Source organism: Sphingomonas sp. Leaf198, from assembly GCF_001424005.1.
Classification (GTDB): domain Bacteria; phylum Pseudomonadota; class Alphaproteobacteria; order Sphingomonadales; family Sphingomonadaceae; genus Sphingomonas.
Genome location: NZ_LMPX01000003.1, coordinates 500,901 through 524,878, shown reverse-complemented (window position 1 = coordinate 524,878; position 23,978 = coordinate 500,901). Strand labels below are relative to the sequence as shown.

At 66.4% G+C, this 23,978-nt stretch carries 23 protein-coding genes; 9 read left to right on the top strand and 14 right to left on the bottom strand.

The features are described from left to right. The first annotated feature begins 13 nt into the window (after window positions 1–13). Both ASG20_RS15020 and ASG20_RS15015 read left to right on the top strand, forming a co-directional pair. Window positions 14–838: an aspartyl protease family protein gene (locus ASG20_RS15020; protein ID WP_236698779.1), complete on the top strand. Its 825-nt coding sequence runs from the start codon at window positions 14–16 to the stop codon at window positions 836–838. Between the two features lie 59 nt (window positions 839–897). After that, a complete protein-coding gene (locus tag ASG20_RS15015) occupies window positions 898–2,307 on the top strand; it encodes a M20/M25/M40 family metallo-hydrolase (RefSeq protein ID WP_056054419.1) in 1,410 nt (469 codons plus the stop codon). Window positions 2,308–2,506: 199 nt separating this feature from the next. Here the strand turns inward: ASG20_RS15015 and ASG20_RS15010 are convergent, their stop codons facing one another. After that, a complete protein-coding gene (locus ASG20_RS15010; protein ID WP_056054857.1) occupies window positions 2,507–4,423 on the bottom strand; it encodes a potassium transporter Kup in 1,917 nt (638 codons plus the stop codon). Window positions 4,424–4,650: 227 nt separating this feature from the next. Between ASG20_RS15010 and pdeM the strand changes: the two genes are divergently transcribed. Next, entirely contained in the window at window positions 4,651–5,313 is a 663-nt protein-coding gene (pdeM, locus tag ASG20_RS15005; protein WP_056054417.1) for a ligase-associated DNA damage response endonuclease PdeM, read from the top strand. 164 nt (window positions 5,314–5,477) lie between these two features. On the opposite strand, the gene msrA is transcribed toward pdeM, so the two are convergent. The 4 genes from msrA to pabB form a co-directional block, all read right to left on the bottom strand. Next, entirely contained in the window at window positions 5,478–6,137 is a 660-nt protein-coding gene (gene msrA / locus ASG20_RS15000; protein ID WP_056054854.1) for a peptide-methionine (S)-S-oxide reductase MsrA, read from the bottom strand. Window positions 6,138–6,200: 63 nt separating this feature from the next. Beyond that, entirely contained in the window at window positions 6,201–6,350 is a 150-nt protein-coding gene (locus tag ASG20_RS19715) for a hypothetical protein (RefSeq protein ID WP_167397741.1), read from the bottom strand. Window positions 6,351–6,560: 210 nt separating this feature from the next. Further along, window positions 6,561–7,760 (bottom strand): pyridoxal phosphate-dependent aminotransferase, encoded by a 1,200-nt coding sequence (locus ASG20_RS14995; RefSeq protein ID WP_056054414.1) that lies wholly within the window; start codon window positions 7,758–7,760, stop codon window positions 6,561–6,563. A 50-nt stretch (window positions 7,761–7,810) separates the two neighbouring features. After that, window positions 7,811–9,571: an aminodeoxychorismate synthase component I gene (pabB, locus tag ASG20_RS14990; RefSeq protein ID WP_201780734.1), complete on the bottom strand. Its 1,761-nt coding sequence runs from the start codon at window positions 9,569–9,571 to the stop codon at window positions 7,811–7,813. 80 nt (window positions 9,572–9,651) lie between these two features. Between pabB and ASG20_RS14985 the strand changes: the two genes are divergently transcribed. Further along, window positions 9,652–10,311 carry an MBL fold metallo-hydrolase gene (locus ASG20_RS14985; protein WP_056054410.1) on the top strand — a complete coding sequence of 220 codons (660 nt, stop codon included), beginning with the start codon at window positions 9,652–9,654 and terminating at the stop codon, window positions 10,309–10,311. A gap of 238 nt (window positions 10,312–10,549) precedes the next feature. Here ASG20_RS14985 and ASG20_RS14980 read toward each other — a convergent pair whose 3' ends face one another. Together ASG20_RS14980 and ASG20_RS14975 are read right to left on the bottom strand one after the other, a co-directional pair. Beyond that, on the bottom strand, window positions 10,550–12,175 hold the full coding sequence (locus ASG20_RS14980) for a M28 family metallopeptidase (protein WP_056054406.1): 1,626 nt from the start codon (window positions 12,173–12,175) through the stop codon (window positions 10,550–10,552). Then, window positions 12,172–12,615, bottom strand: coding sequence for an MAPEG family protein (locus tag ASG20_RS14975; RefSeq protein WP_056054403.1), 444 nt, complete (start codon window positions 12,613–12,615; stop codon window positions 12,172–12,174). The genes ASG20_RS14980 and ASG20_RS14975 overlap by 4 nt, the downstream gene beginning before the upstream one ends. Before the next feature lie 237 nt (window positions 12,616–12,852). Here ASG20_RS14975 and rpmF point away from each other — a divergent pair, with 237 nt between their 5' ends. From rpmF to ASG20_RS14950, 5 genes are all read left to right on the top strand, one after another. Beyond that, window positions 12,853–13,032 (top strand): 50S ribosomal protein L32, encoded by a 180-nt coding sequence (rpmF, locus tag ASG20_RS14970; protein WP_056054400.1) that lies wholly within the window; start codon window positions 12,853–12,855, stop codon window positions 13,030–13,032. A 41-nt stretch (window positions 13,033–13,073) separates the two neighbouring features. After that, window positions 13,074–14,102, top strand: coding sequence for a phosphate acyltransferase PlsX (plsX, locus tag ASG20_RS14965; protein ID WP_056054397.1), 1,029 nt, complete (start codon window positions 13,074–13,076; stop codon window positions 14,100–14,102). After that, complete coding sequence (locus tag ASG20_RS14960; protein ID WP_056054395.1) at window positions 14,099–15,067, top strand: beta-ketoacyl-ACP synthase III; 969 nt, start codon at window positions 14,099–14,101, stop codon at window positions 15,065–15,067. Before plsX ends, ASG20_RS14960 begins: the two co-directional genes overlap by 4 nt. 92 nt (window positions 15,068–15,159) lie before the next feature. Continuing rightward, on the top strand, window positions 15,160–15,462 hold the full coding sequence (locus ASG20_RS14955; protein ID WP_404969217.1) for an integration host factor subunit alpha: 303 nt from the start codon (window positions 15,160–15,162) through the stop codon (window positions 15,460–15,462). 8 nt (window positions 15,463–15,470) lie between these two features. Further along, a complete protein-coding gene (locus tag ASG20_RS14950; RefSeq protein WP_056054392.1) occupies window positions 15,471–15,857 on the top strand; it encodes a MerR family transcriptional regulator in 387 nt (128 codons plus the stop codon). Window positions 15,858–15,994: 137 nt separating this feature from the next. On the opposite strand, the gene ASG20_RS14945 is transcribed toward ASG20_RS14950, so the two are convergent. The 7 genes from ASG20_RS14945 to rpmI all read right to left on the bottom strand — a co-directional run bounded on the left by ASG20_RS14945 (window position 15,995) and on the right by rpmI (window position 23,849). Continuing rightward, window positions 15,995–17,563: a peptide chain release factor 3 gene (locus ASG20_RS14945; RefSeq protein ID WP_056054389.1), complete on the bottom strand. Its 1,569-nt coding sequence runs from the start codon at window positions 17,561–17,563 to the stop codon at window positions 15,995–15,997. Window positions 17,564–17,912: 349 nt separating this feature from the next. Beyond that, window positions 17,913–18,797, bottom strand: coding sequence for an aldose 1-epimerase family protein (locus ASG20_RS14940; protein ID WP_056054386.1), 885 nt, complete (start codon window positions 18,795–18,797; stop codon window positions 17,913–17,915). Window positions 18,798–18,979: 182 nt separating this feature from the next. Then, window positions 18,980–21,478: a phenylalanine--tRNA ligase subunit beta gene (pheT, locus tag ASG20_RS14935; RefSeq protein ID WP_056054383.1), complete on the bottom strand. Its 2,499-nt coding sequence runs from the start codon at window positions 21,476–21,478 to the stop codon at window positions 18,980–18,982. Beyond that, complete coding sequence (gene pheS, locus ASG20_RS14930; protein ID WP_201780733.1) at window positions 21,475–22,569, bottom strand: phenylalanine--tRNA ligase subunit alpha; 1,095 nt, start codon at window positions 22,567–22,569, stop codon at window positions 21,475–21,477. The genes pheT and pheS overlap by 4 nt, the downstream gene beginning before the upstream one ends. Before the next feature lie 22 nt (window positions 22,570–22,591). Next, entirely contained in the window at window positions 22,592–22,933 is a 342-nt protein-coding gene (locus tag ASG20_RS14925) for a GIY-YIG nuclease family protein (RefSeq protein ID WP_056054377.1), read from the bottom strand. Between the two features lie 327 nt (window positions 22,934–23,260). Then, on the bottom strand, window positions 23,261–23,626 hold the full coding sequence (gene rplT / locus ASG20_RS14920) for a 50S ribosomal protein L20 (RefSeq protein ID WP_056054375.1): 366 nt from the start codon (window positions 23,624–23,626) through the stop codon (window positions 23,261–23,263). Between the two features lie 19 nt (window positions 23,627–23,645). Continuing rightward, window positions 23,646–23,849, bottom strand: a complete 204-nt coding sequence (gene rpmI, locus ASG20_RS14915; RefSeq protein ID WP_031395289.1) for a 50S ribosomal protein L35 — start codon at window positions 23,847–23,849, stop codon at window positions 23,646–23,648. Window positions 23,850–23,978 lie beyond the last annotated feature (129 nt).

The following is a 23,978-nucleotide window of genomic DNA, read 5'->3' as shown; positions in this document are numbered from 1 at the left end:
CGACGAAAGCCGAATGACCGTCCCCGTGACGATCTCCGGCGCAGGACCATTCCCCTTTATCGTCGACACCGGCGCGCAGCGGACCGTGATCTCCCGTGAACTCGCGGCCACGCTCGGGCTTGCGCCTGGCCGCATCGTCCGCGTGACCGGCATGACCGGCTCGGACAGCATCGGCACCGTCATGATCCCCTCGCTCAAGGTGAGCGTCATCGGCAGCGCCGCGATCGAGGCCCCGGCGATCAGCGCGATCAATCTCGGTGCGCGCGGGCTGCTTGGGATCGACACATTGCAAGATCATGCGGTGACGATCGACTTCGATACGAAGACGATGACCGTCACCCCCTCGCGCAAACGCCAGAATCGCGAACGCGCAGGTCCCGACGAGATCGTGATCAAAGCGCGCAGCCTGTTCGGACAGCTCGTCGTCACCGATGCCTATTGCAACGGCATCCGCATCCGCGTGATCCTCGATACCGGCACGTCCGTGAGCATGGCCAATGGCGCGCTCCGCCGGAAGGTGACGCGCAAGGGACTGGGCCGCGCTGGGCCGTCGCAGTCGGTGTCGCTGACCGGCGTCACCGGCGAAACCGTGGTCGCGGATTACACGACGATCGACCGCGTCACGATCGGCAGCCTTTCGCTCGGCGACGTGCCCGTCGCATTCACTGCGATCGATGCGCCGCCGTTCCGGCAGTTCGGATTGTCCGAGCGTCCCGCGATGCTGCTCGGGATGGATGTGCTGCAGTTGTTTCGCCGCGTCGACATCGATTTCGCCAACCGTGAAGTCAGGCTGGCATTGCCTCGCGGAACGCGTCGTGGCGGCGAGCCGCGGCGCTGAGGTTGCGTAACCGCGCGTTCGCTGCAACTCTCCCCACAGAAACGAACAAGGGGACGACGATGCGCGCGACTGGTTGGCTACTCACGGCGGCGATTCTGACCACACCCGTGACGACGGCGGTTGGGGCACAGGCGCAGTCGCGCCCTGACCAGAAGGCGTTCCTCGGGCTCTACAAGGAACTGGTCGAGACCAACACGACGCTGTCGTCCGGCAGCTGCACGCAGGCCGCGGCGCAGATCGGCGCGCGACTGAAGACGGCGGGCTATGCGGATACCGACATCACCTATTTTTCGGTGCCCGAACATCCGAAGGACGGCGGGCTGGTCGTGGTGCTGAAGGGATCGGACGCGTCGATCAAGCCGATGCTGCTGCTCGCGCATCTCGACGTGGTCGAGGCCAAGCGCGAGGATTGGGTGCGCGATCCGTTCAAGCTGATCGAGGAAGGCGGCTATTATTACGCGCGTGGCACCGTCGACGACAAGGCGCAGGCGGCGATCTGGTCGGATGCGATGATCCGCTTCAAGACGTCCGGGTACAAACCCAAGCGGACGATCAAGCTGGCGCTGACCTGCGGCGAGGAGACGACGTTCGCGTGGAACGGCGCGCAATATCTGGCGAAGTCGAAGCCCGACCTGATCGCGGCCGAGTTCGCGCTGAACGAGGGCGGCGGTGGGCGGCTCGACGACAACGGCAAGCGCCAGTTGCTGGCGATCCAGGTCGGCGAGAAGGCTGCGCAGAACTACACGTTCCTCGCCACCAACCCGGGCGGGCACAGCTCGCAGCCGATCCCCGAGAACGCGATCTACGAGCTCGCCGATGCGGTGAAGGCAGTCCAGGGCTACGAGTTTCCCGTAAAATTCACTGATACGACCAAGGCGTTCTTCGCGGCGAGTGCGAAGGCGATGCCGGGCGAGATGGGGGATGCGATCACGCGGTTGCTTGCGAATCCGGAGGACAAGACGGCGGATGCGATCGTCAGTCGTGACAAGGCGATGCATTCGACGTTGCGCACGACCTGCGTGGCGACGTTGCTGAACGCGGGTCACGCGGAGAACGCGCTGCCGCAGCGCGCAACCGCGAACATCAACTGCCGGATCTTTCCGGGCGAGACGGTGGAGGGCACGCTCGCCAAGCTGAAGGAGCTGGCGGGGGCCAAGGTGACGGTGACGGCGAACCAGCCGGTGCGCCCGACCGCGATCCCCCCGACGCTCGACCCGAAGATCATGGGGCCCGTGACCAAGGTGGCGGCGAAGCACTTCCCCGGCCTGCCGATCCTGCCGCTGATGTCGACCGGGGCGACGGACGGCATCTTCTTCGAAGCGATCGGGATCCCGGTCTATGGCGCACCCGGCGTCTTCATCGACAAGGACATGGGCGGCATCCACGGCCTCAACGAACGAATTCGTGTGAATTCCCTGTACGACGGCCGCGACTACCTCTTCGACCTGGTAAAGGCGTTTGCGGGGTGAGCGCCACATCCCTCGCCCCTTCGGGGAGAGGGAGGGAGGAGCCTTAGGCGACGGAAGGGAGAGGGGCGTGAGGCTCGAGACGGTGGCCTACAACGCCCCTCTCCCTTTCCACGGCAAGCGCCGCGGGCCCCTTCCCTCTCCCCGGAGGGGCGAGGGAGCACGCGCTTCACTTCTTGAAACCGTCCGCCCCACTCTGGGCTTAGACGGTGACCTGTTCGCCTAGTTCGAGCACCTTGCCCGGCGGGATCTTGAGGAAGTCGGTCGGGTCGCTGGCGTTGCGTTGCAGGAACATGAAGATCCGGTCCTGCCACGGCGGCATACCCTTTTCCGCATCGGGTTTCAGCGTGTTGCGGCCGATGAAGAACGAGGTGCGCATCGGGTCCAGTCCGAGCTGTTCGGTCTTCGTCCCGATCCCGAGATCGCGCGGCACGTCGGGCGACTCCATGAAGCCGTAGGTCAGCACGACGATCGAGAAATTGTCGTCGACGCGTTCGACCTTCGCGCGTGACGCTTCGTCGACGAACGGCCGGTCGGCGGTGCGGATGCTGACGATCAGGTTGCGCTCGTGGAGCACCTTGTTGTGCTTCAGGTTATGCAGCAGCGCGCCCGGTGTCGCGTGCGGGTTGCCGGTCAGGAACACGGCCGTCCCCGACACGCGCTCGGGTGGGCGCTTCTCCAGCGCCGAGGCGAGATCACTGAGCGGGATGCTCTGGCGCTTCTCGAACGCGCTGACGATCTTCTTGCCGCGCACCCAGGTGAAGATGATCAGCCCGATCGCGGCGGCGATGACGAGTGGCACCCAGCCACCCTCGATCACGCGCAGGATGTTCGCGCCAAAGAAGATCAGGTCGAGCGTCAGGAACGGCAGGATCGCGGTCAGTGCGAGCGGGCGTGACCAGTTCCAGCGGTGGCGGACGACGATGTACGCGAGCAAGGTGGTGACCACCATCGTGCCGGTGACCGCGATGCCGTACGCGGCCGCCATCGCCGACGACGTCTTGAACTGGATCACCAGCACCAGCACGCCGATCAGCAGCAGCCAGTTGATTGCGGGCAGGTAGATCTGGCCGGCGAACACCGCCGACGTCTGACGGATGCGCAGCCGCGGGAGCAGGCCGAGCTGGATCGCCTGCTGCGTCAGCGAGAACGCGCCGGTGATGACCGCCTGGCTGGCGATCACCGTCGCGAAGCCGGCGAGGATGATGAGCGGCGCTCGGAGCGATTCGGGCGCCATCAGGAAGAACCAGTCCTGATTGACGAACGGAATACCCTGCCGCGCCGCAGCTTCGAGCTTGGCGAGCGCGAACGCGCCCTGCCCCAGATAGTTGAGCGCGAGCGCCGGGAAGACGAGGAAGAACCAGCCGATGCGGATCGGCAGCCTGCCGAAATGGCCCATGTCCGCGGTAAGGGCTTCAGCGCCGGTGACGGTCAGGAACACTGCGCCGAGCACGAACAAGCCGGTGACGCCGTGCGTGGCAAGGAACGAAATGCCGTAAGTCGGCAGGAAGACGCGGACGATCGAGGGTTCGTCGGCGATATGCCAAATGCCAAGCGCACCGATCGCCACGAACCAGAGGATGCAGACCGGGCCGAACAGCTTCGATACCTGTGCAGTGCCCCGCGACTGGATCAGGAACAGCGCGATCAGAATGCCGATCGTCAGCGCGCGCACCACGCCTTCGTTGAAGATATGCGCGGCGCTGGGGATCGTCCGCAGGCCCTCCATCGCGGAGAGCACCGACAGCGCCGGCGTGATGATCGCATCGCCGTAGAACAACGACGCACCCGCCGCGCCGAGCACGATCGCGATCCGCGACCGCATGCCGAGCGCGCGACGGGCGAGCGCCGCCAGCGCCAGCACGCCACCCTCGCCCTGGTTGTCGGCGCGCATCAGGAAGATGACGTATTTGACGGTCACGACCAGGAACAGCGACCAGAGCGCCAGGCTCAGCACGCCGAGAATCTCGGTCGGATCGATGCCGCCTGCGGACGTCTGGCCGAGCGCCTCGCGGAAGGCGTAGAGCGGGCTGGTGCCAATATCGCCGAACACCACGCCGATCGCGCCGACGGTCAGCGCGGCGAGTGCCGGATGCGGGTGGAGATGCGCTGCGGACAGATCCGACGGCGCACACGCCTCCGCCCCCCCCTGTCCAGCCGAGCTATCGGGGGACGGTTCGGTCACGACTGCAGTTTGGGGTGTTCCGGCGACGGACGTCATGGCGCGAAGAGCGCTCCTCCTGAGGGGACGGCGCGCTTTACGCCGATTGGGGGCATGCGCAAGCCCCACGCCGTTCGCGACGATGGCGGGTTGATTCGGTGCGGCGGGGGCGGCATGGCGGGCGGATGGTTCCCTTTTCGTTCGGCGGGCATGCGCTTCTGGCGTTGGCGCAAGGCGCGCTGTTCTGGCCGGAGCGGCGTGCGCTGCTGGTCGCCGACCTGCATTTCGAGAAGGCGAGCTGGTTCGCCAAGCGCGGCCAGATGCTGCCGCCGTATGATTCGATCGCGACGCTGGCCGATCTCACCGCGCTGGTCGCGGCGACAGGCGCGCGCGAAGTCTGGTGCCTGGGCGACAGTTTCCACGACAGCGAAGGGTGCGAGCGACTGCCGCAGCGTGCGCAGGACATGCTGCGGGCGATGACCGACGGGACGCGCTGGACATGGATCACGGGCAATCACGATCCGGCGATCCTCGATCGGTGTGGCGGGGACGTCGTGGACGAGGTGGTCGTCGACGGACTGGTACTGCGGCACGAAGCGGACCGGGCGGAGACGCGGCCGGAACTGTCGGGGCATTTCCATCCCAAGCTTCGGCTAAGGGTGCGGGGGAAGTCGGTCGCGCGGCGGTGTTTCGTGGCGACGGCGACTAAGCTTATCCTGCCGGCGTTCGGGTCGCTAACCGGGGGACTGGATGTGGATCATCCGGAGATCGTGCGCGCGGTGGGGGTTGGGGCCGAGGCCATGGTGCCGGTGGCGGACCGGATGCTGCGGTTTCCGGTTGCTGCCTGACGTTTGTTGCTGATCAGGTAGACAAGTAAATAAGCACCACCCCGGCGAAGGCCGGGGCCCAATTGCGGGCGGCGCATAACGAAGGTTTGTCCGTCGTTACTGCAACCTTTCCAATTGGGCCCCGGCCTTCGCCGGGGTGGAACGCCCTTACGGCAGGTGCAGCCTCAGCTGGAAATCGTCGGAAACGCCGCGCGGAACGCCGCGACCTTGGGCTTGTCCCACATCACGACATACGGGTGCGTCGGGTTCCGGTCGTAGAAATTCTGGTGATACGCCTCCGCCGGATAGAACGTCCCCGTCTCCAGCTTCGTCACGATCGGCCCGGAGAACGCATGCGTCGCCCCGAGCTGCGCGATGTACGCCCGCGCCACCTGCGCCTGCGCGGGCGATTGCGGGAAGATCGCCGAGCGATAGCTGGTGCCGCTGTCCGGTCCCTGGCGGTTCAACGTCGTCGGATCATGCGCGATCGAGAAATAGACGCGAAGCAGCGTACCGTAGCTCACCACGCGAGGGTCGTACGCGATCCTGATCGCTTCGGCATGCCGAGTCGTCTCGGCGGAAACCTGGTCGTAGGTCGCGGTCGCCTTGGTGCCGCCGGCATAGCCGGTCGTGACGGCCTTCACGCCCTTCACATGCTCGAACACCGCTTCCATCGTCCAGAAGCAGCCGCCCGCTAACACCGCGGTCTGGATACCGGGCGCTGCAGGAAGGTCGGTCTTGACGGCGGGGATGACGACGGCGCGGGCGCCTTGCGCGGTGCCGGTGGCAATAAACGCACCGGCGATACCGACGGCGGCGAGCGTGGCGAGAAGCGGCTTTTTCATGTTTTGATACATGGGGTTGCGCTTGCGCTTCGCTAGGCCGTCGCCGCAGTTACCAGGTGGCAGTTATCGCGCGGTGGCGGAGGCGCTGTGCTCGAAATGGCTGGCGAACGTCTGGCGGGCTTCGGCGGGCTGGAGGGCGAGCAAGCCGATAGCGCCGAGGACGAAACCGCCACTGAACTGCCAGAAGAAACTCGACTTTACGATGCTGCGCATGATGCGATCCCAATGAAACCCAGTGATGGCGCCGGCCGGATAGGTCAGCGTCAGCTACGGACCGGCATGTCGTAGAGATGCCGGCCAACCACAATGTCGTTTTTAGAAACTCTCGATTAACGCGCCGTGGCCGATGCGTTCATCGTGCAGCAGGCATCGCCCGGCGGGGTTGCCAGAAGATGTCGCCGCGTGTCTCGATTGTTGCCAGCGTTATTTCAGCGCGGCGCACGCCGTCTGGATGCGCGTGCAGGCCTCGCGTAGCAGCGCGTCCGAGGTGGCGTAGCTGATCCGGAACGCGGGGCTGAGGCCAAACGCGGCGCCCTGCACGACGGCCACCTTGGCGTCGTCGAGCAGATAGCCGACCATCGCCTCGTCAGTGTCGATCAGGCGGCCGTTCGGCGTCGTCTTGCCGATCAGCTCGGCGAACGACGGGTAGACGTAGAACGCACCTTCCGGCGTCGGGCAGTGCATGCCGTCGATCTCGTTCAACATTGAGACGACCAGATCGCGACGGCCCTGGAACGCGGTGTTGCGCTCGGCGAGGAACGACTGGTCGCCGTTGAGGGCGGCAACAGCGGCGGCTTGGGCGATCGAGCACGGGTTCGAGGTCGACTGCGACTGGAGCTTGGCCATCGCCTTGATCAGCCACGATGCGCCGGCGCCATAGCCGATCCGCCAGCCGGTCATCGCATAGGCCTTCGAGCAGCCGTTGACGGTCAGCGTGCGCTCGAACAGCTCGGGACACGCTTCCGCAATCGTCGCGAACTTGAAGCCGTCATAGACGATGTGCTCATACATATCGTCGGCGAAGATCCATACGTGCGGATGCCGCGCCAGCACCGCGCCGAGCGCCTTCAGCTCGTCGATCGTGTAGCCGGCCCCCGTTGGGTTCGACGGCGAGTTGAGGATCACCCATTTGGTCTTCGGCGTGATCGCAGCATCGAGCGCGGCGGGATCGAGCTTGTAGCCGACCTCGGGACCCGCCTTGACGATGACCGGCACGCCACCGGCGAACTGCACGACGTCGGGATAGCTCACCCAGTACGGCGCGGGGATGACGACCTCGTCGCCCGGATCGATCGTCGCGACCATCGCGTTGAACAGGGTGTGCTTGCCGCCGACGTTCACGCTGATCTGGTCGGTGGTGTAGGTGAGGTTGTTGTCGCGCGCGAACTTGGCGACGATCGCCTGCTTCAGCTCGATCGTGCCGTCAACGTTGGTGTATTTGGTCTTGCCGTCGCGGATCGCCTGGATCGCGGCTTCTTTCACGAAGTCCGGCGTGTCGAAATCGGGTTCACCCGCGCCAAGCCCGATCACGTCGACGCCTGCGCGCTTCAGTTCGAGGACGCGCGACGTGATCGCGAGCGTCGGCGAGGGGCTGATGCGGCCGAGCGCGGCGGATGCGTGCATGGTGTAACCTTTGCGGTTGTCCGCGAGCGTCGCCGCGGAATTCGCGGGCGCTATACGCTCCGCTTGGCCGAATTCGCAACCGTAACGATGGCAGGAATGAGCCCGCGGACCGCATTTCCGATGAAGAAACCGGCGGTCAGGTCGGCTCGGGTTAGCGGGGCTTCGGTTGCGCGACCCGATTCAAGGAGGTCGGCTCGCAATATCCCGGAGAGCAGGCCATGCCGTAGCGGCGGCGTGACGAGTGCTTCGCCGCGCTGGACAAACAAGGAGGTGAAGCTGCCTTCGGTGAGGAAGCCGTCGGCATCCTCAAACAGCACCTCGAACGTCCCCGCGGCTTTCCGCGCGTCGTCGTAGAAGGCGCGGGCGCTTGTCTTGTGGCGGAGCCGGAAGTCGGTCGCGGCGACCGGCAGCGGGACGATCGCAACGGTTGCTTGCGCAGGAGAGTGCTGGAGCGGTGCCGCCTCGATCGCGATCGCGCCCGATGGGCTGAGCAACAGGCGGATGCGGCGGGGTCCGCGCAACCGGAAAGTCGCGGCCTGGAGTTCGTTGCGCGCGGTGTGGCGGTCGAAGGTGAAGCCCAAGGCCTGGGCGCTCGCCTTCATCCGCGCGAGATGCGCTTCGAGACGGGTAAGGCCGGCCTCGGGGTCGAACGCCATCGTTTCGATCAGGTCGAAGCGGCGCTGGCCGGCGGTGACGAACGCGCCCTTGGCATGGCATTCGTCCCATTCGGCGTCGCCCACGCTGTCGGCGACGATGCCCGAGCCGAGACTCATCGTCGCTGCGCCATTCTGGATCGCCAATGTGCGGATGGCGACGTTGAAGATCGCATCGCCGTTCGCGTCGAAACGACCGATCGAACCGGTGTAGATGCCGCGAACGCGCGCGTGCTCGACCTCGGCGATGACCTCCATCGCGCGTTGTTTCGGCGCGCCGGTGATCGATCCGCAGGGGAACAGTGCGGTCAGGACGTCGACCGCGTCGCAGGTAGGTTTCAGGGTTGCGGTGACGGTCGAGGTCATCTGGTGGACGGTCGGATAGGTCTCGACGGTGAACAGGTCGGGGACTGCGACGTGGGTAGCGACGCGCGACAGGTCGTTGCGCATCAGGTCGACGATCATGAGGTTCTCGGCGCGCTGCTTCGGGTCGGCGGCCAGTGTTTCGGCGAGCGCGCGATCGGCATCGGGCGTGTCGCCGCGCGGTGCGGTGCCCTTCATCGGGCGGCAGGTGAGCGTGTCGCCGTCAAGCGCGAAGAAGAGTTCGGGGGACAGCGACAGGAAGCGCGTCTCGCCAGTGTCGATCAGCGCGCCATAGCCCGCCTTCGCCTGACTCCGTAGCCGGGCGTAGAGCGCGAGCGGGTCGCCGACGAACGGGACGGTGGCGGCGAAGGTGAGGTTGGCCTGGTAGATGTCGCCCGCCGCGATCAGGTCGAGCACGCGCGACAGGCTGGCGTCGTAGGTGGCGCGGTCGATCAGCGGCTCGGGCGCACCGGTCCACGCGCCAGCAGGGTCGGGGAGCAACGCGGCGACGTCTTCGGGTGCTATCGTCTGGTACTCGGCGAACAGGCCGAACCAGAGCAGCGGGCCTTCGGTGCCGACGTCGACGGGCCTCGAGGCGAGTGCGGCGCCGGCTTCGTAGGTAAGATACCCGGCGGCATGCAGCCCTTCCTTGCGGGCGTCGCGGAGGGCGTCGAGTGCGGGGAGAATTTCGGCGAGCGTATCGGCGCGGACGATCCGGACGGGATCGCGGTACACTCGCGCCGGGGCGCCTGCCGCGCGGGCGTCATCGAGCAACACGTAGGGCGCGGTCCACATCGCCTTCACTGTTGCACGGGCGATGGGGTAAACCGCAAGCGGCGATTGCTCCAACCGCCGCGTCATCCTATTTCGGCGGCATGACAAATCCACCACTCCGCGCCGCGATCGTGCCCGTTACGCCGATCCAGCAGAACTGCACGATCATCTGGTGCACCGCGACGATGAAGGCGGCGGTGATCGATCCGGGCGGCGACCTGCCGCGGATCATGGCGGCGGTCGAACAGGCGGGGGTCACGGTCGAGAAGATCCTGCTGACGCATGGGCATATCGATCATGCGGGAGGCGCCAAGCGGCTGTCGAACGATCTCGGCGTGCCGATCGAGGGGCCGCACGAGGCGGATCGCTTCTGGTTACAGCGGCTCGATCAGGACGGGCCGAAATACGGGATTTCGGGGGTGAATTTCGAGCCGGACCGGTGGCTGGTCGAGGGTGATACGGTGTCGGTCGGGGATCTGGTGCTCGATGTGTACGAGACGCCGGGACATACCGAGGGGCATGTGATCTTCCACCACGCGCCGTCGAAGTTCGCGCAGGTGGGGGATGTGCTGTTCCAGGGGTCGGTCGGGCGATCGGACATGCCCGGGGGCAATCACGAGACGCTGGTGAAATCGATCGTCGAGAAGCTGTGGCCGCTGGGGAGCGATACGAGCTTTATTCCGGGACATGGGCCGGCGAGCACGTTTGCGCATGAGCGGGCGACGAATATGTTCGTGAGCGATCGGGCTTTGGCGGAATAACTTTCTACCGTTCCCCCGCGAAGGCGGGGGTCCAGGATACCAAGTGGTAGCGCCTGTAACCCTGGGCTCCCGCCTTCGCGGGAGAACAAGAAGAAGCGCCACCTCCCAATCACTCCACCCCGGCGAAGGCCGGGGCCCAATTGGGGGAGGTAGATTGGCGTAGGTCAAACTCCGTTACAGCGACCTTTCCAATTGGGCCCCGGCCTTCGCCGGGGTGGTATTTAGCTGGATGGTCGACCTACTTCCGCTCCCCCACCGTCTCAGCCCGCACCGACTTGAACTCCGACCCGTCGCGCCACTCGGGCCACAACCGGCTGTTCGCCAGCTTCGTGCCGATCGTCTTGAACAACTCCACGTCCTGCGCCGCCCCGCGCAGGTCCCAGTCGGCGCCCCAAGCGTCACACGTCTGGTGATAGCATTTCATATAGCCGTCGAGCCACGCCTGCCCCGCAGTCCGGCCACCCTTGACCAGATCCGGCGCCCCACTGATCGCCATCAGCAGTAAGGTCGGCACGCCGCGCCGCGCGACCGAGAAATGGTCGGCGCGGTAGAACAGCCCGCGTTCGGGGAGCGCTTCGGGGGTGACGACACGGCCTTGCGCCTTCGCGGCATCGCCGAGCATGTCCTCGAGGCTGTTCTGGCCCGCGCCGACCAGCATGACGTCCTTCGCCGGCCCTGCGGTCTCAAGGATGTCGAGCGTCAAATTGGCGACCGTCTTGGCGGCCGGATAGACCGGGTTCACCGCATAGGTCTCCGAACCGAGCAACCCGCGCTCCTCGCCGCTCCACAGCGCGAAGACGAGGCTGCGGTCGGTGCGGGGGGCCTTGGCGAAATTGCGCGCGAGTTCGAGGACGCCTGCCACGCCGAGACCGTCGTCGTTGGCGCCGGGGCGGATGGTGCGCCCCTGCGCGTCGGGCGCGCCAATGCCGTAGGCGTCCCAGTGCGCCCCGAACATCACGACTTCGTCCGCGTGCTTCGTGCCCGGCAGCTTGGCGAGCACGTTCTGGCTCACGGCGGTGTCGTGCTTGACCGGCAGATCGGTGGTGAACGCCTGCTTCAGCGCGACCGGGCGGAAGTCGCTCCGCCGCGCCGCTTTCCGTAACGCCGTCAGATCGAGGCCGGATGCGGCGAACAACCGGGTCGCTGCACCACCTTCGAGCCAGCCCTGGAGCATCACCCGCGATTCGGGATCCTTCCGGACGATATCGTAATTCTCGCCGGCGGGGGCGGTGACCGTGTTCCAGCCGTACCCCGCGCCCGCCGTGTCGTGGACGATCAGCGCGCCGACCGCGCCACGCCGCGCGGCCTCTTCGTATTTGTACGTCCAGCGGCCGTAATAGGTCATCCGGCGGTCGCCGAACTTGCCCTTCGCGTCGTCGCCCGCAGCCGCCTCGAAATCGGGGTCGTTGACGAGGAACACGGCCACCTTGCCCTTGAGGTCGAGCCCCTTGAAATCGTCCCAGCCGCGCTCGGGCGCGCTGACGCCGTAGCCGACGAACACCATCGGTGCGTTGGCGATCGCGACGCGGTCGACCCCGCGGACGGTGCTGAGATAGACGTCGCGGCCCTGCACCAGCGCGGTGTCGCCGGCGCGGACGGTGCCCGAGCCCATCCGGGTGTGGACGAGCGGCACTGGCTGCGTCCAGCTGCCGTTCGGGCCACCGGGTTGCGCCTTCATCGCCTTGAACTGCGCGATCAGCCACGCGATCGTCTTGGTCTCACCGGGGGTGCCGGGCGCCCTGCCCTCGAACGAGTCGGAGGCGAGCGTCTTCACGTCGGCGGACAACCGCTCTGGCGATACCTGCGCGACGGCCGGTGAGGCAGCCAGCAGCGTGGCAACGGTAAGATAGCGAAGCGCGCTCATGCCCGGCCACCCGACGGCACGACCTGGAAGGTCTTGGCAGTGGGCACGCTGTTCGCCTGATACGCGATCGTCAGTGCCCAGCCGGCGAGCACCGCCATCAGCGCCCAGGTCGCCAGCGCACCCCCGGCCCGCGGCACGCTCGATGTCGTCCGGTCCATCCCGAACGCATGAGCGATTCGCGCGATCACGAACACCGCACCAGCGATCCACAGCCACAGCGTCGATCCGCCGGCAAGCTCGATCAGCCCGATCAGGATCAGGATGAACGGCGCGTATTCGGTGAAGTTGGCGTGCGCGCGCATCCGCGCCTGCAGCCGCTGGTTGCCGTCGTCGCCGATCAGCACGTTATCCTTCACGCGCATCGGCACGATTCGGAAGGCGAGCCACAGGTTGACGACGGCGGCGGCCGCGGCGATCGTCAGCGTTACGGGTAATATCACGGCGTTGCCCCTCGAATATCAGGTCTTTTGTCAGGCGCATGCCCTGCCACTGGACATCAGGGGTTGCAACGTGGGGGGCCAAAGCTTGCAACGCGGGGTGAAATCGCTATAGCGCCACGCTTCGCGAGCGTCAGGCCGCATGGGTTGCTTCAGGCGGCCGGCATTCTTGTCGGTTGCCTGTGTCCCGTGTCCGGACGTACTCGGAGCCCCGACCTTTAGATTGAACAAGGTGCCGAAATGGCCGTCCCCAAAAGAAAAACCTCGCCCTCCAAGCGCGGCATGCGCCGTGGCCACGACTCGCTCACGATCGCGTCGTTCCAGGAATGCCCCAACTGTGGCGAACTGAAGCGTCCGCACAACCTGTGCGGTTCGTGCGGTCACTATAACGGTCGCGAAATCCTCTCGATCGAGGGCTGAGGCTTCCGTCCGGAACCTCTAACTTGAACGAAGGATAAGCGATGCCCGACAGCGGCTGGATCGCGGTCGATGCGATGGGTGGCGATGACGGGCTGGCAGTGATGCTCGCCGGTGTCGCCCGCGCGCGTCATCAATTCGAGGGCATGCGCTTCCTGCTGGTCGGCGACGAAGCTGCGATTCGCGAGGGGCTGAAGGCTCATCCGAACCTGTCGCAGCATTCGGAGATCGTCCACGCGCCGGAAGTCGTCGGGTCGAGCGACAAGCCGACCCAGGCGATTCGTCGCGCCAAGAAGACCTCGATGGGCATCGCGATCGACCTGGTGAAACAGGGTCGCGCCGCCGCTGCGGTGTCGTCGGGGAATACCGGCGCGCTGATGGCGATGGCGAAGCTGTCGTTGCGGATGCTGCCCGGGATCGACCGGCCGGCCCTCGCGGCGCGTCTGCCGACGCTGGGTGACACCGACATGGTGATGCTCGACCTCGGCGCGAACACCGAGTGCGATGCGCGCAACCTCGTCCAGTTCGCGATCATGGGCGCCGCCTATGCGCGCACCGCGCTCGACATCCCGCATCCTCGCGTCGCGCTGCTGAATATCGGCAGCGAGGACATGAAGGGCACGGACGAGATTCGCGACGCAGCGGCTCAGCTGCGTGCGACGCCGGCCGTGGACATGCAGTTCAACGGCTTCATCGAGGGCGACCGTCTGTCGCGCGGCGAGGTCGACGTCGTCGTATGCGACGGCTTCTCGGGCAACATCGCGCTGAAGACCGCCGAGGGCACCGCGCGATTCGTTGCCGACCTGCTCAAGCGTGCGTTCCGTAGCTCGGTCCGGTCGAAGCTCGGCTTCCTGATCTCGCGGCCGGCGACCGAGTTGCTGCGCGATCATCTCGACCCCAACAATCACAACGGCGCTGTGTTTCTGGGGCTCAACGGCATCGTCGTGAAGAGCCACGGCGGCGCTACCGAGCGCGGCGTCGCGACCGCGATCGGCAATGCCGCCAAGATGGTCCGCAACGATCTGGTCCGGCGCATCGCCGACGATCTCGGCAGCGTGGAGAAGGCGGCATGATCCGGTCTGTGGTCATCGGCACCGGTTCCGCCCTGCCCGCGCGCCGCGTCTCCAACGCCGAGCTGGCGGAACAGGTCGACACCAGCGACGAGTGGATCGTCGAGCGCACCGGCATCCGCTTTCGCCACATCGCCGGCGAGGGCGAGACGACCGCGACGCTCGCCGCCGACGCATGCCGGGCCGCGCTCACCGCCGCCGGTATCGACGCGCAGAGCATCGACCTGATCGTGCTCGCCACCGCCACCCCCGACCAGACCTTCCCCGCCAGTGCTACCAAGGTGCAGGCGATGCTTGGCATCAACGACTGCGTCGCGTTCGACGTCGCGGCGGTCTGCTCGGGCTTCCTCTACGCGGTCCAGGTCGTCGACAGCATGATCCGCAGCGGCGTCGCCAAGCGCGCGCTGGTGATCGGTGCGGAGACATTCAGCCGCATCCTCGACTGGGAAGACCGGACGACCTGCGTGCTGTTCGGCGACGGCGCCGGTGCGATTGTGCTGGAGGCGCAGGACACCGCCGATGACGGCGGTCGCGGCATCCTGACGACCAAGCTGCACGCCGATGGCCGCCACAACGAACTCCTCTATGTCGATGGCGGCGTCTCGACGACCGGCACCGTCGGCAAGCTCCGCATGAAGGGCCGCGAGGTCTTCCGCCACGCCGTCACCAACCTGGCTTCGGTGATGACCGAGTCGCTGGCGATAGCCGGGCTGTCGTCGGACCAGGTCGACTGGGTCGTCCCGCACCAGGCGAACGCACGGATCCTCGATGCCACCGCGCGCAAACTCGGCCTCGCGCCGGAGAAGGTCGTCGTCACCGTCGACCAGCACGCGAACACCTCGGCGGCCTCGGTTCCGCTCGCGTTGGACGTCGCCGTGCGCGATGGACGTGTCCGACAAGGACAGATCGTCGTACTAGAGGCGATGGGCGGCGGGTTCACCTGGGGCGCCGCGGTTATCCGCTTCTAATCCTTTCGAAACATCTCGATTCACTTGTAGAACAAAAGTTCTTCCGGTCGCTCCCGCGCTTGTGTAGGAGGTTCGCCGAGTGTGGGAGCTTGATGAACATGACGACGGGTACTTTGACGCGGGCCGATCTGGCCGAATCGCTCCACAAGGAGGTCGGGCTGTCGCGCTCGGATTCCTCCAAGATCGTCGAGCAGATCCTGACCGAGATGTGTGGCGCGCTGTCGCAGGGCGAGAACGTCAAGATTTCGGGGTTCGGGACGTTCGTGCTGCGCGACAAGGGTGAGCGCGTCGGCCGCAACCCGAAAACGGGTATCGAGGTGCCGATCGCACCGCGCCGCGTGCTGACGTTCCGCGCTAGCCAGATGATGCGGGAACGCATCGTCGAGGCGGACTGACGCCCGACATGCCTGATACCGACGACGTACTACCCGATGCCGGGGGGCAAAAGGCCGGTGCGGCGTTTCGGACGATCGGCGAACTGTCGCGCGATACCGGCCTGCCGCAGCATATCCTGCGCTACTGGGAAACGCGCTTTCCCCAGTTGAAGCCGCTGCAACGCGCGGGCAACCGGCGGTATTACCGCGCGGAGGATGTCGCGCTGGTGCGGCGGATCGACCAGTATCTCAACCGCGAGGGCTATACCGTCCGCGGCGTCCAGCAGTTGCTGGGGGCCGAGAAGCGCGCACCTGCGATACCTGGGCCCGCGGAGATTGTGGCGCAGGCGGAGTCGCCGATGACCGCGTTGCGCGCGATCCGCGACATGCTGGCAGAAGCGCTCGCCGCGGACTGATTCTCATACCATCCGCCTCGTCATCCCCGCGGAGGCGGGGACCCATATGCTCGAGGGTTTGCGGATTGATTGCTGAGGTCAGCCAGTATGGATCCCCGCCTGCGCGGGGATGACGACGGATAGGGGTTGCGGCCCCCTTACCGCTCGCGCGTGGCGGCGAAGCGGATCTTCGCGTAGCGCTCGGCGATGTAGTTCACTTCCCAGGCGCTCTTGGCGAGGAAGACGGGGTTGCCGTCGCGATCCTTGGCCATTGCGCCGCGGTTGATCTCGGCGAAGGTCTTCAGTTCGAGCGGGTCTTCCGCCGTGATCCAGCGCGCGGTCTCGTAGGGGGCGGGTTCGAGCCCGGCCGCGACCTTGTACTCCGCATCCAGCCGCGAGAGCAGCACCTCGAGCTGGAGCTGCCCGACCACGCCGATGATCCAGTTCGAGCCGATGTCGGGGTAGAACACCTGCGTCACCCCCTCCTCGGCCATGTCGTCCAGGGCCTTGCGCAACTGCTTGGTCTTGGTGAAATCCTTCAGCACCACGCGGCGCAGGATTTCGGGCGCGAAGTTCGGCAGGCCGGTGAAGCGGATCGTGGCCTTCTCGCTGAGCGTGTCACCGACCCGCAGCGTGCCGTGGTTGGGAATACCGATGATGTCGCCGGGGAACGCCTCATCCGCCAGTTCGCGGTTCTGCGCAAAGAACAATATCGGCGAATGCACCGCGATCGGCTTGCCATGGCCGGTGGGCGTCAGCTTCATGCCGCGCTTGAACACGCCCGAGCACAGCCGCATGAACGCGATCCGGTCGCGGTGGTTAGGGTCCATGTTCGCCTGCACCTTGAACACGAAGCCGGTGACTTCGGGCTCATCCGGGGACACAGGCGCAGGCTCGGCCGGCTGCGCGCGCGGTGGCGGGGCATAGTCGGCGAGCGCGGCGATCAGTTCGGCGACGCCGAAGTCCTTGAGGGCCGAGCCGAAATAGACCGGCGTCAAATTGCCCGCGCGATAGGCCTCGGGGTCGAAGCTCGAATAGCCACCCTGTGCGAGTTCGGCTTCGTCGTTCAAGCGGATCATCGCTTCGGGGCTGAGGATCTTGGCGAGTTCGGGATCGTCGATGCCGGTGAACGGGATCGCCTTGCCCATGAACTCGCGGCTGTCGCCTTCGGGGCGGCTCAGCGTGTTGGCGTAGAGATCGTAGACGCCCTCGAACTCGCCGCCCATGCCGACCGGCCAGCTCATCGGGCAGACGTCGAGCTGGAGCATCTCGGCCACCTCGTCGAGCAGCGAGAACGGATCGCGGCCCTCGCGGTCGACCTTGTTGACGAAGGTGATGATCGGCACGTTGCGCAGGCGGCAGACCTCGAACAGTTTCCGCGTCTGCGGCTCGATGCCTTTCGCTGCGTCGATCACCATGACTGCCGAGTCGACCGCGGTCAGCGTGCGATAGGTGTCCTCGGAGAAGTCCTCGTGGCCCGGCGTGTCGAGTAGGTTGAAGGTGATCCCCTGCCGCTCGAACGTCATCACCGAGGACGTGACCGAGATCCCGCGCTGCTGCTCGATCTTCATCCAGTCGGAGCGCGCGCGGCGGGTCTGGCCGCGCGCCTTCACCTCGCCGGCGAGATGGATCGCGCCGCCGAAGTAGAGCAGCTTTTCGGTCAACGTGGTCTTGCCGGCATCGGGATGCGAGATGATCGCGAAGGTGCGGCGGGGAAATTGGGTCATGGCGAGGGTCCGGTGCGCCGAGTCTGGGCTCGGAAGGTAAGGAAGTTCAGGCTACGTGCCGCTCGCAATCCCCTTCCCGCGCGGGACGCGGCGGGATCGGGAGGAGGCGGCATGCAGCGATCATCGCGTGCTATTGGCAGATGCGGGGCGTGTAGGACAGAGGGGAGACATTGGTCATCCTCTCCGGTTGGGACCGATGTTCGATCCTCCCCCGCCAGGGGGAGGTGGCGCGAAGCGTCGGAGGGGGAGGACACGGAACAGCGGTTCTCCCTTACCTCCCCCTCCGTCTGGCAAGAGCCAGCCACCTCCCCCTGGCGGGGGAGGATCGCAGAGGTCCGATGCAGTTGGTTCAAATGGTGGTAGTCACCAGCGTCACGCTCATTTCGATGCGCTTCGTACCGCCGGCGGGGATCTCGAACACGCCGGGCTTGTCGCGGTAGTCGCCGGTATAGCCTTCGGGGTCGGCGATGCCGTGCCAGGGTTCGACGCAGACATAGGCCGCGCCGGGCTTGGTCCAGATGCCGAGCTTGGGCGTGTCGGGGAAGGCGATCTTCAACTGCGGGCCGGTCTCGGCGCCGTAGGTGACGGCGTCGGAGTGGATCGGATCCCAGACCAGCGCGTCCTTGGCGAACAGCTCGTCGCGCAGGGCGATGACGCGGTCCTCGACCGGCGAGGGGCGCTCGTCGACGGCGATCTGGCCGTCGGGGCTGATCGCCTTCAGCTTGCCGGGTTCGTCGGCGTCGAACGTGATGCGGTGATCGGCGCGGGGCTCGCCGTAGGGAAGCGGCCAGGCGAAGGCGGGGTGGAAGCCGAAGCTTGCCGGCATCGCCGCGTCGGTGCGGTTGTGGATGTGCGCCTCGAGCGTCAGCGTCGCGCCGTCTACCGTGAAGACGATGTCGAGTGCGAACGCGAACGGGTAGGCTTTGCGGGTTTCCTCGCTGTCGGTGAGGCGGAAGGTGGCGGAGGTTTCCAACTGCGCGACGACGTCGAACATCGAATGGCGTGCGAAGCCGTGCTTCTGCATTGGGTAGGCGGTGCCATCTAGGCGGATGACGCCTTCGTTGACGACGCCGACGACGGGGAAAAGGATCGGCGCGTGACCGGTCCAGAAGGCCGGGTCGGCATTGGTCATCAGCTCGCGGCCATCGGCGTCGTGGAGGTGGGTGAGCTCGGCACCGTGCGGGTTGATCTGCGCGGTGAGGTGGTCGTTGGCGATCGTGATCAGGTCGGTCATGCGGTTCCTTCCGTGAGCCTCAAACGCGCGAGGCTTCAAAACGCTCACCCCACTCCACCTCACTCCACCCCGGCGAAGGCCGGGGCCCAATTGGGGGACGGTGATAACGAAAGGCATCGCTCCGTTACACCGGCCTCGCCACTTGGACCCCGGCCTTCGCCGGGGTGGTGTTTGGGGGAGCGTTATCCTCTCAGGCTCGCGCCCTGTTTTGCGGCGGCCGCTACCACCTTGTCGGCGATCGCCTTGATCTCTTCGTCGGTGAAGCTCTTGGCGGTCGGTTGCAGGACGATCTCGACCGCGACCGACTTGTCGCCGTCCTCAACCCCTGCCCCGGTGAACACGTCGAACACGCGGGCCGAGACGATCGCGACCTTGTCGGCACCCTTGACCGCGCGGACCAGCGTGTCGGTGGCGAGCGCCGCCGGCACGAGGAACGCGAAGTCGCGGCGGACGGCTTGCAGCGCCGGCGGCGTGTAGGCCGGACGCGCGAAGCCAGACGCGCGCTTGGGCGGGATCGCGTCGAGGTAGACTTCTACCGCGGCGACGGCGCCATCGAGATCGAACGCCTTCAGGACGGATGGATGGAGCATGCCGAAGCTCGCCAGCACCGTCTTCGGCCCGAGGCGGAGCGTGCCGGACTGGCCGGGGTGCCATGCGTCGCCGGCCTCTCCCATGACTTGCAGGTTATCGACCGGCGCGCCCGAGGCCGCGAGAAGCGCCAGCGCTTCGGCCTTCGCGTCATACGCGTCGAAGGTCGCCGCTTTCCCATCGCGCCAGCCGCGGGGGCGGCGGTCGCCGGCGAGGACTACGCCTAGCGTCGCTCGCTCGGCTTCGGCCAAGTAGCGGCGGCCGATCTCGAACAGGCGGACGCTCTGCTGGCCGCGCTTGAGGTTGCGGCCGGTCGCTGCGAGCAGGCCGGGGAGCAGCGAGGGGCGCATGACTCTTAGGTCTTCGCTGATCGGGTTGGCGAGCGTCCACGCGCCGCCACCGAAAGGCGCGGCTTCGGCGTCGGAGAGGAAGCTCCAGGTTACCGCTTCGTCGAGCCCTCGTGCCGCCGCCGCGCGACGCGCCCTACGTTCGAGCTTCTGCTCGGGCGTGGCGGTCGGCTTGGCGACGCCGGGCATGCGCGGGAGCGGCGTCGAGGGGATATTGTCGATGCCCTCGATGCGGACGACCTCCTCGACGAGGTCGGCGGGGCCGTCGACGTCGCGGCGCCAGGTCGGGACCGTGACCGGCCATTTGCCCTCGATCGTCGAGAACAGCGCGTCGCTGAACGCGTCGGCGGACGTGATCGCGCCAATTGTGAAGCCAAGCGACAGCAAGGTCCGCGCCTGGCGTTCGGGGGCGACGTGGAGGCCACCGAGGTCTGCGCTCAAGCGCGGGTCGTAGTGGATCACGCGGGGCTCGAGCGGGGGCTCGCCGGAGCGGGTGACGTCGCTGGCCGTGCCGCCGCAGATGTGGAGGACGAGCGCGGTGGCGATCGCCAGGCCGTCTTCGAGGAACGCCGGGTCGACGCCGCGTTCGAAGCGGCTGCGCGCGTCGGAGGTAAGCGTCAGCTTCTGGCCGGTGCGCGCGATGTGGTCGGGATCGAAATACGCGCATTCGATCAGCACGTCGGTGGTGTCGGCCGAGACGCCCGAATGCTCGCCGCCCATGATGCCGCCGATGTCGTGCACAGCGGTGTCGTCGGCGATGACGGTCATGGTCGCGTCGAGCGTGTAGGTCTTGCCGTTGAGCGCAACGACCTGCTCGCCGTCCTTGGCCTTCCGCGCAACGAGTCCGCCGGAGAGCTTCGCGCGGTCGTAGACGTGCAGCGGGCGGCCGAGGTCGATCATCAGATAGTTGGTGATGTCGACGAGCGCGGAGATGGGCTTCTGGCCGATCGCGATGAGGCTGCGGCGCATCCACTCGGGGGATTCGCCGTTGGTTACGCCGGTGACGGTCTGGGCGAAGAAGGCGGGGCAGCCTTCCGGGTCCAGGGTCGCGACATCGGGTCCGGCCCCAGTCCTTGCTCCGTTATTGCCGCTACGGCGGGGATCGAGTTCGCCGTCTGCCCCTGCCGCACCTTGGGTCCCGGCGTCCGCCGGGATGACGGGGGCGGTGGGGATGGTCAGTGGGGTGAGCGTGCCGAGGCCGGCGGCGGCGAGGTCTCGGGCGATGCCGCGGACGCCCATGCAGTCCTGGCGGTTGGGGGTGATCGCGACGTCGATGACCGGATCGGTGAGGCCCGCATAGTCCGGGTAGGTGGTGCCGATCGGGGCGTCTTCGGGCAGTTCGATGATGCCGTCGTGGTCCTCGCCGAGTTCCAGCTCACGCGTCGAACACATCATGCCGTTCGATTCGACGCCGCGGATGCTCGCGAGCTTGAGCGTGACGTCGAGACCGGGGACGTACGCACCGGGTGCGCCGAACACGCCGACCAGGCCGGCGCGTGCGTTGGGGGCGCCGCAGACGACCTGGAGCGGGCCGTTACCGGCGTCGACCGACAGGATCTGGAGCTTGTCGGCTTGCGGATGGCGTTCTGCGCTGAGCACCTTGGCGATCTTGAACGCGGCCAGCTTCTCGCCGGGGTTCTCGACGCCTTCGACCTCGAGGCCGATGCGGGTCAGCGCCTCGACGATCTGGTCGAGCGTGGCGGTGGTTTCGAGGTGCTGCTTGAGCCAGCTGAGGGTGAACTTCATGCGCCGACTCCGCCGGACAAGGTGGGGACGTCGAGGCTCGAAAAGCCGTAGTGCTTGAGCCAGCGGATATCGCCGTCGAAGAACGGGCGGAGGTCGTCCATGCCGTATTTGAGCATGGCGAGGCGGTCGATCCCGCAGCCGAACGCGAAGCCCTGCCATTCGTCGGGGTCGAGCCCGCAGGCTTCGATCACCTTGCGGTGGACCATGCCCGAGCCGAGGATCTCGAGCCAGCCATCGGGCTCGGCGCCGCCGACGACGCGCTTGCCCTTCACCAGCGTGTAGCCGACGTCGATCTCCACCGACGGCTCGGTGAACGGGAAGTAGCTGGGGCGCAGGCGGAGCACGATGTCGTCGCGCTCGAAGAACGCCTTCACGAACGTCTCGAGCGTCCATTTGAGATGGCCGAGCGTGATGCCCTTGTCGATCACGAGGCCCTCGACCTGGTGGAACATCGGCGTGTGCGTCGCGTCGGAATCCGAACGGTAGGTGCGGCCGGGGGCGATGATGCGGATCGGGGGTTTCTGCGACAACATCGTGCGGATCTGGACCGGCGAGGTGTGCGTGCGGAGGAGCGAGAAGGTCGTCTTCTCGTCGGCGGCGCCGGCGGCCTTCGCGTCGATCCCCTGCTGGAGATAAAAGGTGTCGTGCATCGCGCGCGCGGGGTGCGTCTCGGGGATGTTGAGCGCAGTGAAATTATGCCAGTCGGTCTCGATCTCGGGACCGGTCGCGACCGCGAAGCCGAGGTCGGCGAAGATCTCGGCGAGTTCGTCCATGACCTGGCTGACCGGGTGGATCGTGCCGGCGGGCGTCGCGTCGGCGGGGAGCGTCATGTCGAGCGTTTCGCTGGCGAGGCGCGCGTCGAGTGCGGCGCGTTCGAGCGTCGCCTTGCGCTCGGCGATGCCGTTGGCCACGGCCTCACGCAGGCCCTGGATCAGCGGGCCTTGGACGAGGCGTTCTTCCGGAGTCATCTTGCCGAGCGTCTTCAGCAGCGCGGTGATCGTGCCCTGCTTGCCGAGCGCCTCGACCCGGCACGCGTCGAGCGCGTCGAGGCCGGATGCGGCGGCGATCGCCGTCAGCATGTGGTCGCGCATCTGGTTCAGGTCTTGCGTCACGTCATACTCCCAGGGCGGGTTCGGTCGGTAGTTCGGGCAGGCGGGGCAGCCCGAGGCCGATACCCAGATCGTCCCAATTTTCGTTGCGCGCTTCGATCAGATCGATCTTCCACGCTCTTCGCCACTCCTTCAGCCGCTTCTCGCGAACGATCGCGGCCTCCATCGTGTCGAACATCTCGTAATAGGCGAGACGCTTGATGCCGTACCGGCGAGTGAAGCCGGGGATCAACCCCTCTCGGTGCTGAACGAGGCGTGCGAGCAAGTTTGAGGTGACGCCGATGTAGAGCGTGCCGTGGCGGCGGGAGTGAAGGATGTAGACGCACGGCTGGAAGGTTTCGCGCATTTCGTGCTCCCCTGATCACCGCTCGATCGCTCTACAGCTCAGCGCTCTAGAGCTCCGTCATCAAAAGCCCCGTCATCCCGGCGGACGCCGGGACCCACGGTAGCGGGCGGGTGATGGTAGCACGTTATCGCCGGGTCCGCCGTAACCATGGGTCCCGGCGTTCGCCGGGATGACGGAGGAGGGGCGAGAGGTGATCATAGTTGGAGATCGGTATCGAAGCTTGAGCCTGAGAAACTACGCGTTCCTTCCAGCGCCCCCCGCCAGAACGCAGAAAGGGCGCCGGTGGTCTCCCACCGACGCCCTCCCGAAACTCACCTCAGTCGCGAATTACGCGGCCTGGGGAAGAGCCGCCTTCACCTGGGCGACGATGGCGCTGAATGCAGCGCCCTCGTGCATGGCGATGTCGGCCAGGACCTTCCGGTCGAGTTCGATCCCTGCCAGTTTCACGCCGTGCATGAACTGCGAATACGTCAGACCCTCGGCGCGGACGCCGGCGTTGATGCGCTGGATCCACAGACCACGGAACGTGCGCTTCTTAACCTTGCGGTCGCGATATGCGTACTGTCCGGCCTTCTCGACGGCCTGACGGGCGATGCGGATGGTGTTCTTGCGACGGCCATAATAGCCCTTCGCCTGAACCAAAATACGCTTGTGCTTGGCGCGGGTGGTAACACCCCGTTTTACGCGTGCCATTGTCTAATTCCTTCTCAGCTCAACGCAGGCCGTAAGGCGCCCAGGCCTTCACTGCTGCGGTATCGGCCTTCGACAGCAGCTTGGTGCCGCGGTTCTGACGGATGTACTTGCCGTTGTGATGCGCCAGACGGTGACGCTTGCCGGCGACGCCGTGCTTGAGCAGGCCGGTGGCGGTGAGCTTGAAGCGTTTCTTGACGCCGCTCTTGGTCTTCAGCTTGGGCATTTTTATCCTTTCGGTTACGAAGGAGGACGCTGAAATCGCCGCGGCAGCCCACACTGGCCGGGCGATTCGTCGAACGCGTTCCCTTCGAGGAAGCGGGCCGCATAGACGCATTGATCGGGCATATCAACC

Bases quoted from the DNA above. Each gene is read 5' to 3' on its own strand.
- ASG20_RS15020 (WP_236698779.1), top strand. From the start codon at position 14: ATGACCGTCCCCGTGACGATCTCCGGCGCAGGACCATTCCCCTTTATC.
- ASG20_RS15015 (WP_056054419.1), top strand. From the start codon at position 898: ATGCGCGCGACTGGTTGGCTACTCACGGCGGCGATTCTGACCACACCC.
- pdeM (WP_056054417.1), top strand. From the start codon at position 4,651: ATGGTTCCCTTTTCGTTCGGCGGGCATGCGCTTCTGGCGTTGGCGCAA.
- msrA (WP_056054854.1), bottom strand. From the start codon at position 6,137: ATGAAAAAGCCGCTTCTCGCCACGCTCGCCGCCGTCGGTATCGCCGGT.
- ASG20_RS19715 (WP_167397741.1), bottom strand. From the start codon at position 6,350: ATGCGCAGCATCGTAAAGTCGAGTTTCTTCTGGCAGTTCAGTGGCGGT.
- ASG20_RS14995 (WP_056054414.1), bottom strand. From the start codon at position 7,760: ATGCACGCATCCGCCGCGCTCGGCCGCATCAGCCCCTCGCCGACGCTC.
- pabB (WP_201780734.1), bottom strand. From the start codon at position 9,571: ATGTGGACCGCGCCCTACGTGTTGCTCGATGACGCCCGCGCGGCAGGC.
- ASG20_RS14985 (WP_056054410.1), top strand. From the start codon at position 9,652: ATGACAAATCCACCACTCCGCGCCGCGATCGTGCCCGTTACGCCGATC.
- ASG20_RS14980 (WP_056054406.1), bottom strand. From the start codon at position 12,175: ATGAGCGCGCTTCGCTATCTTACCGTTGCCACGCTGCTGGCTGCCTCA.
- rpmF (WP_056054400.1), top strand. From the start codon at position 12,853: ATGGCCGTCCCCAAAAGAAAAACCTCGCCCTCCAAGCGCGGCATGCGC.
- plsX (WP_056054397.1), top strand. From the start codon at position 13,074: ATGCCCGACAGCGGCTGGATCGCGGTCGATGCGATGGGTGGCGATGAC.
- ASG20_RS14960 (WP_056054395.1), top strand. From the start codon at position 14,099: ATGATCCGGTCTGTGGTCATCGGCACCGGTTCCGCCCTGCCCGCGCGC.
- ASG20_RS14955 (WP_404969217.1), top strand. From the start codon at position 15,160: ATGAACATGACGACGGGTACTTTGACGCGGGCCGATCTGGCCGAATCG.
- ASG20_RS14950 (WP_056054392.1), top strand. From the start codon at position 15,471: ATGCCTGATACCGACGACGTACTACCCGATGCCGGGGGGCAAAAGGCC.
- ASG20_RS14945 (WP_056054389.1), bottom strand. From the start codon at position 17,563: ATGACCCAATTTCCCCGCCGCACCTTCGCGATCATCTCGCATCCCGAT.
- ASG20_RS14940 (WP_056054386.1), bottom strand. From the start codon at position 18,797: ATGACCGACCTGATCACGATCGCCAACGACCACCTCACCGCGCAGATC.
- pheT (WP_056054383.1), bottom strand. From the start codon at position 21,478: ATGAAGTTCACCCTCAGCTGGCTCAAGCAGCACCTCGAAACCACCGCC.
- pheS (WP_201780733.1), bottom strand. From the start codon at position 22,569: ATGCGCGACCACATGCTGACGGCGATCGCCGCCGCATCCGGCCTCGAC.
- ASG20_RS14925 (WP_056054377.1), bottom strand. From the start codon at position 22,933: ATGCGCGAAACCTTCCAGCCGTGCGTCTACATCCTTCACTCCCGCCGC.
- rplT (WP_056054375.1), bottom strand. From the start codon at position 23,626: ATGGCACGCGTAAAACGGGGTGTTACCACCCGCGCCAAGCACAAGCGT.
- rpmI (WP_031395289.1), bottom strand. From the start codon at position 23,849: ATGCCCAAGCTGAAGACCAAGAGCGGCGTCAAGAAACGCTTCAAGCTC.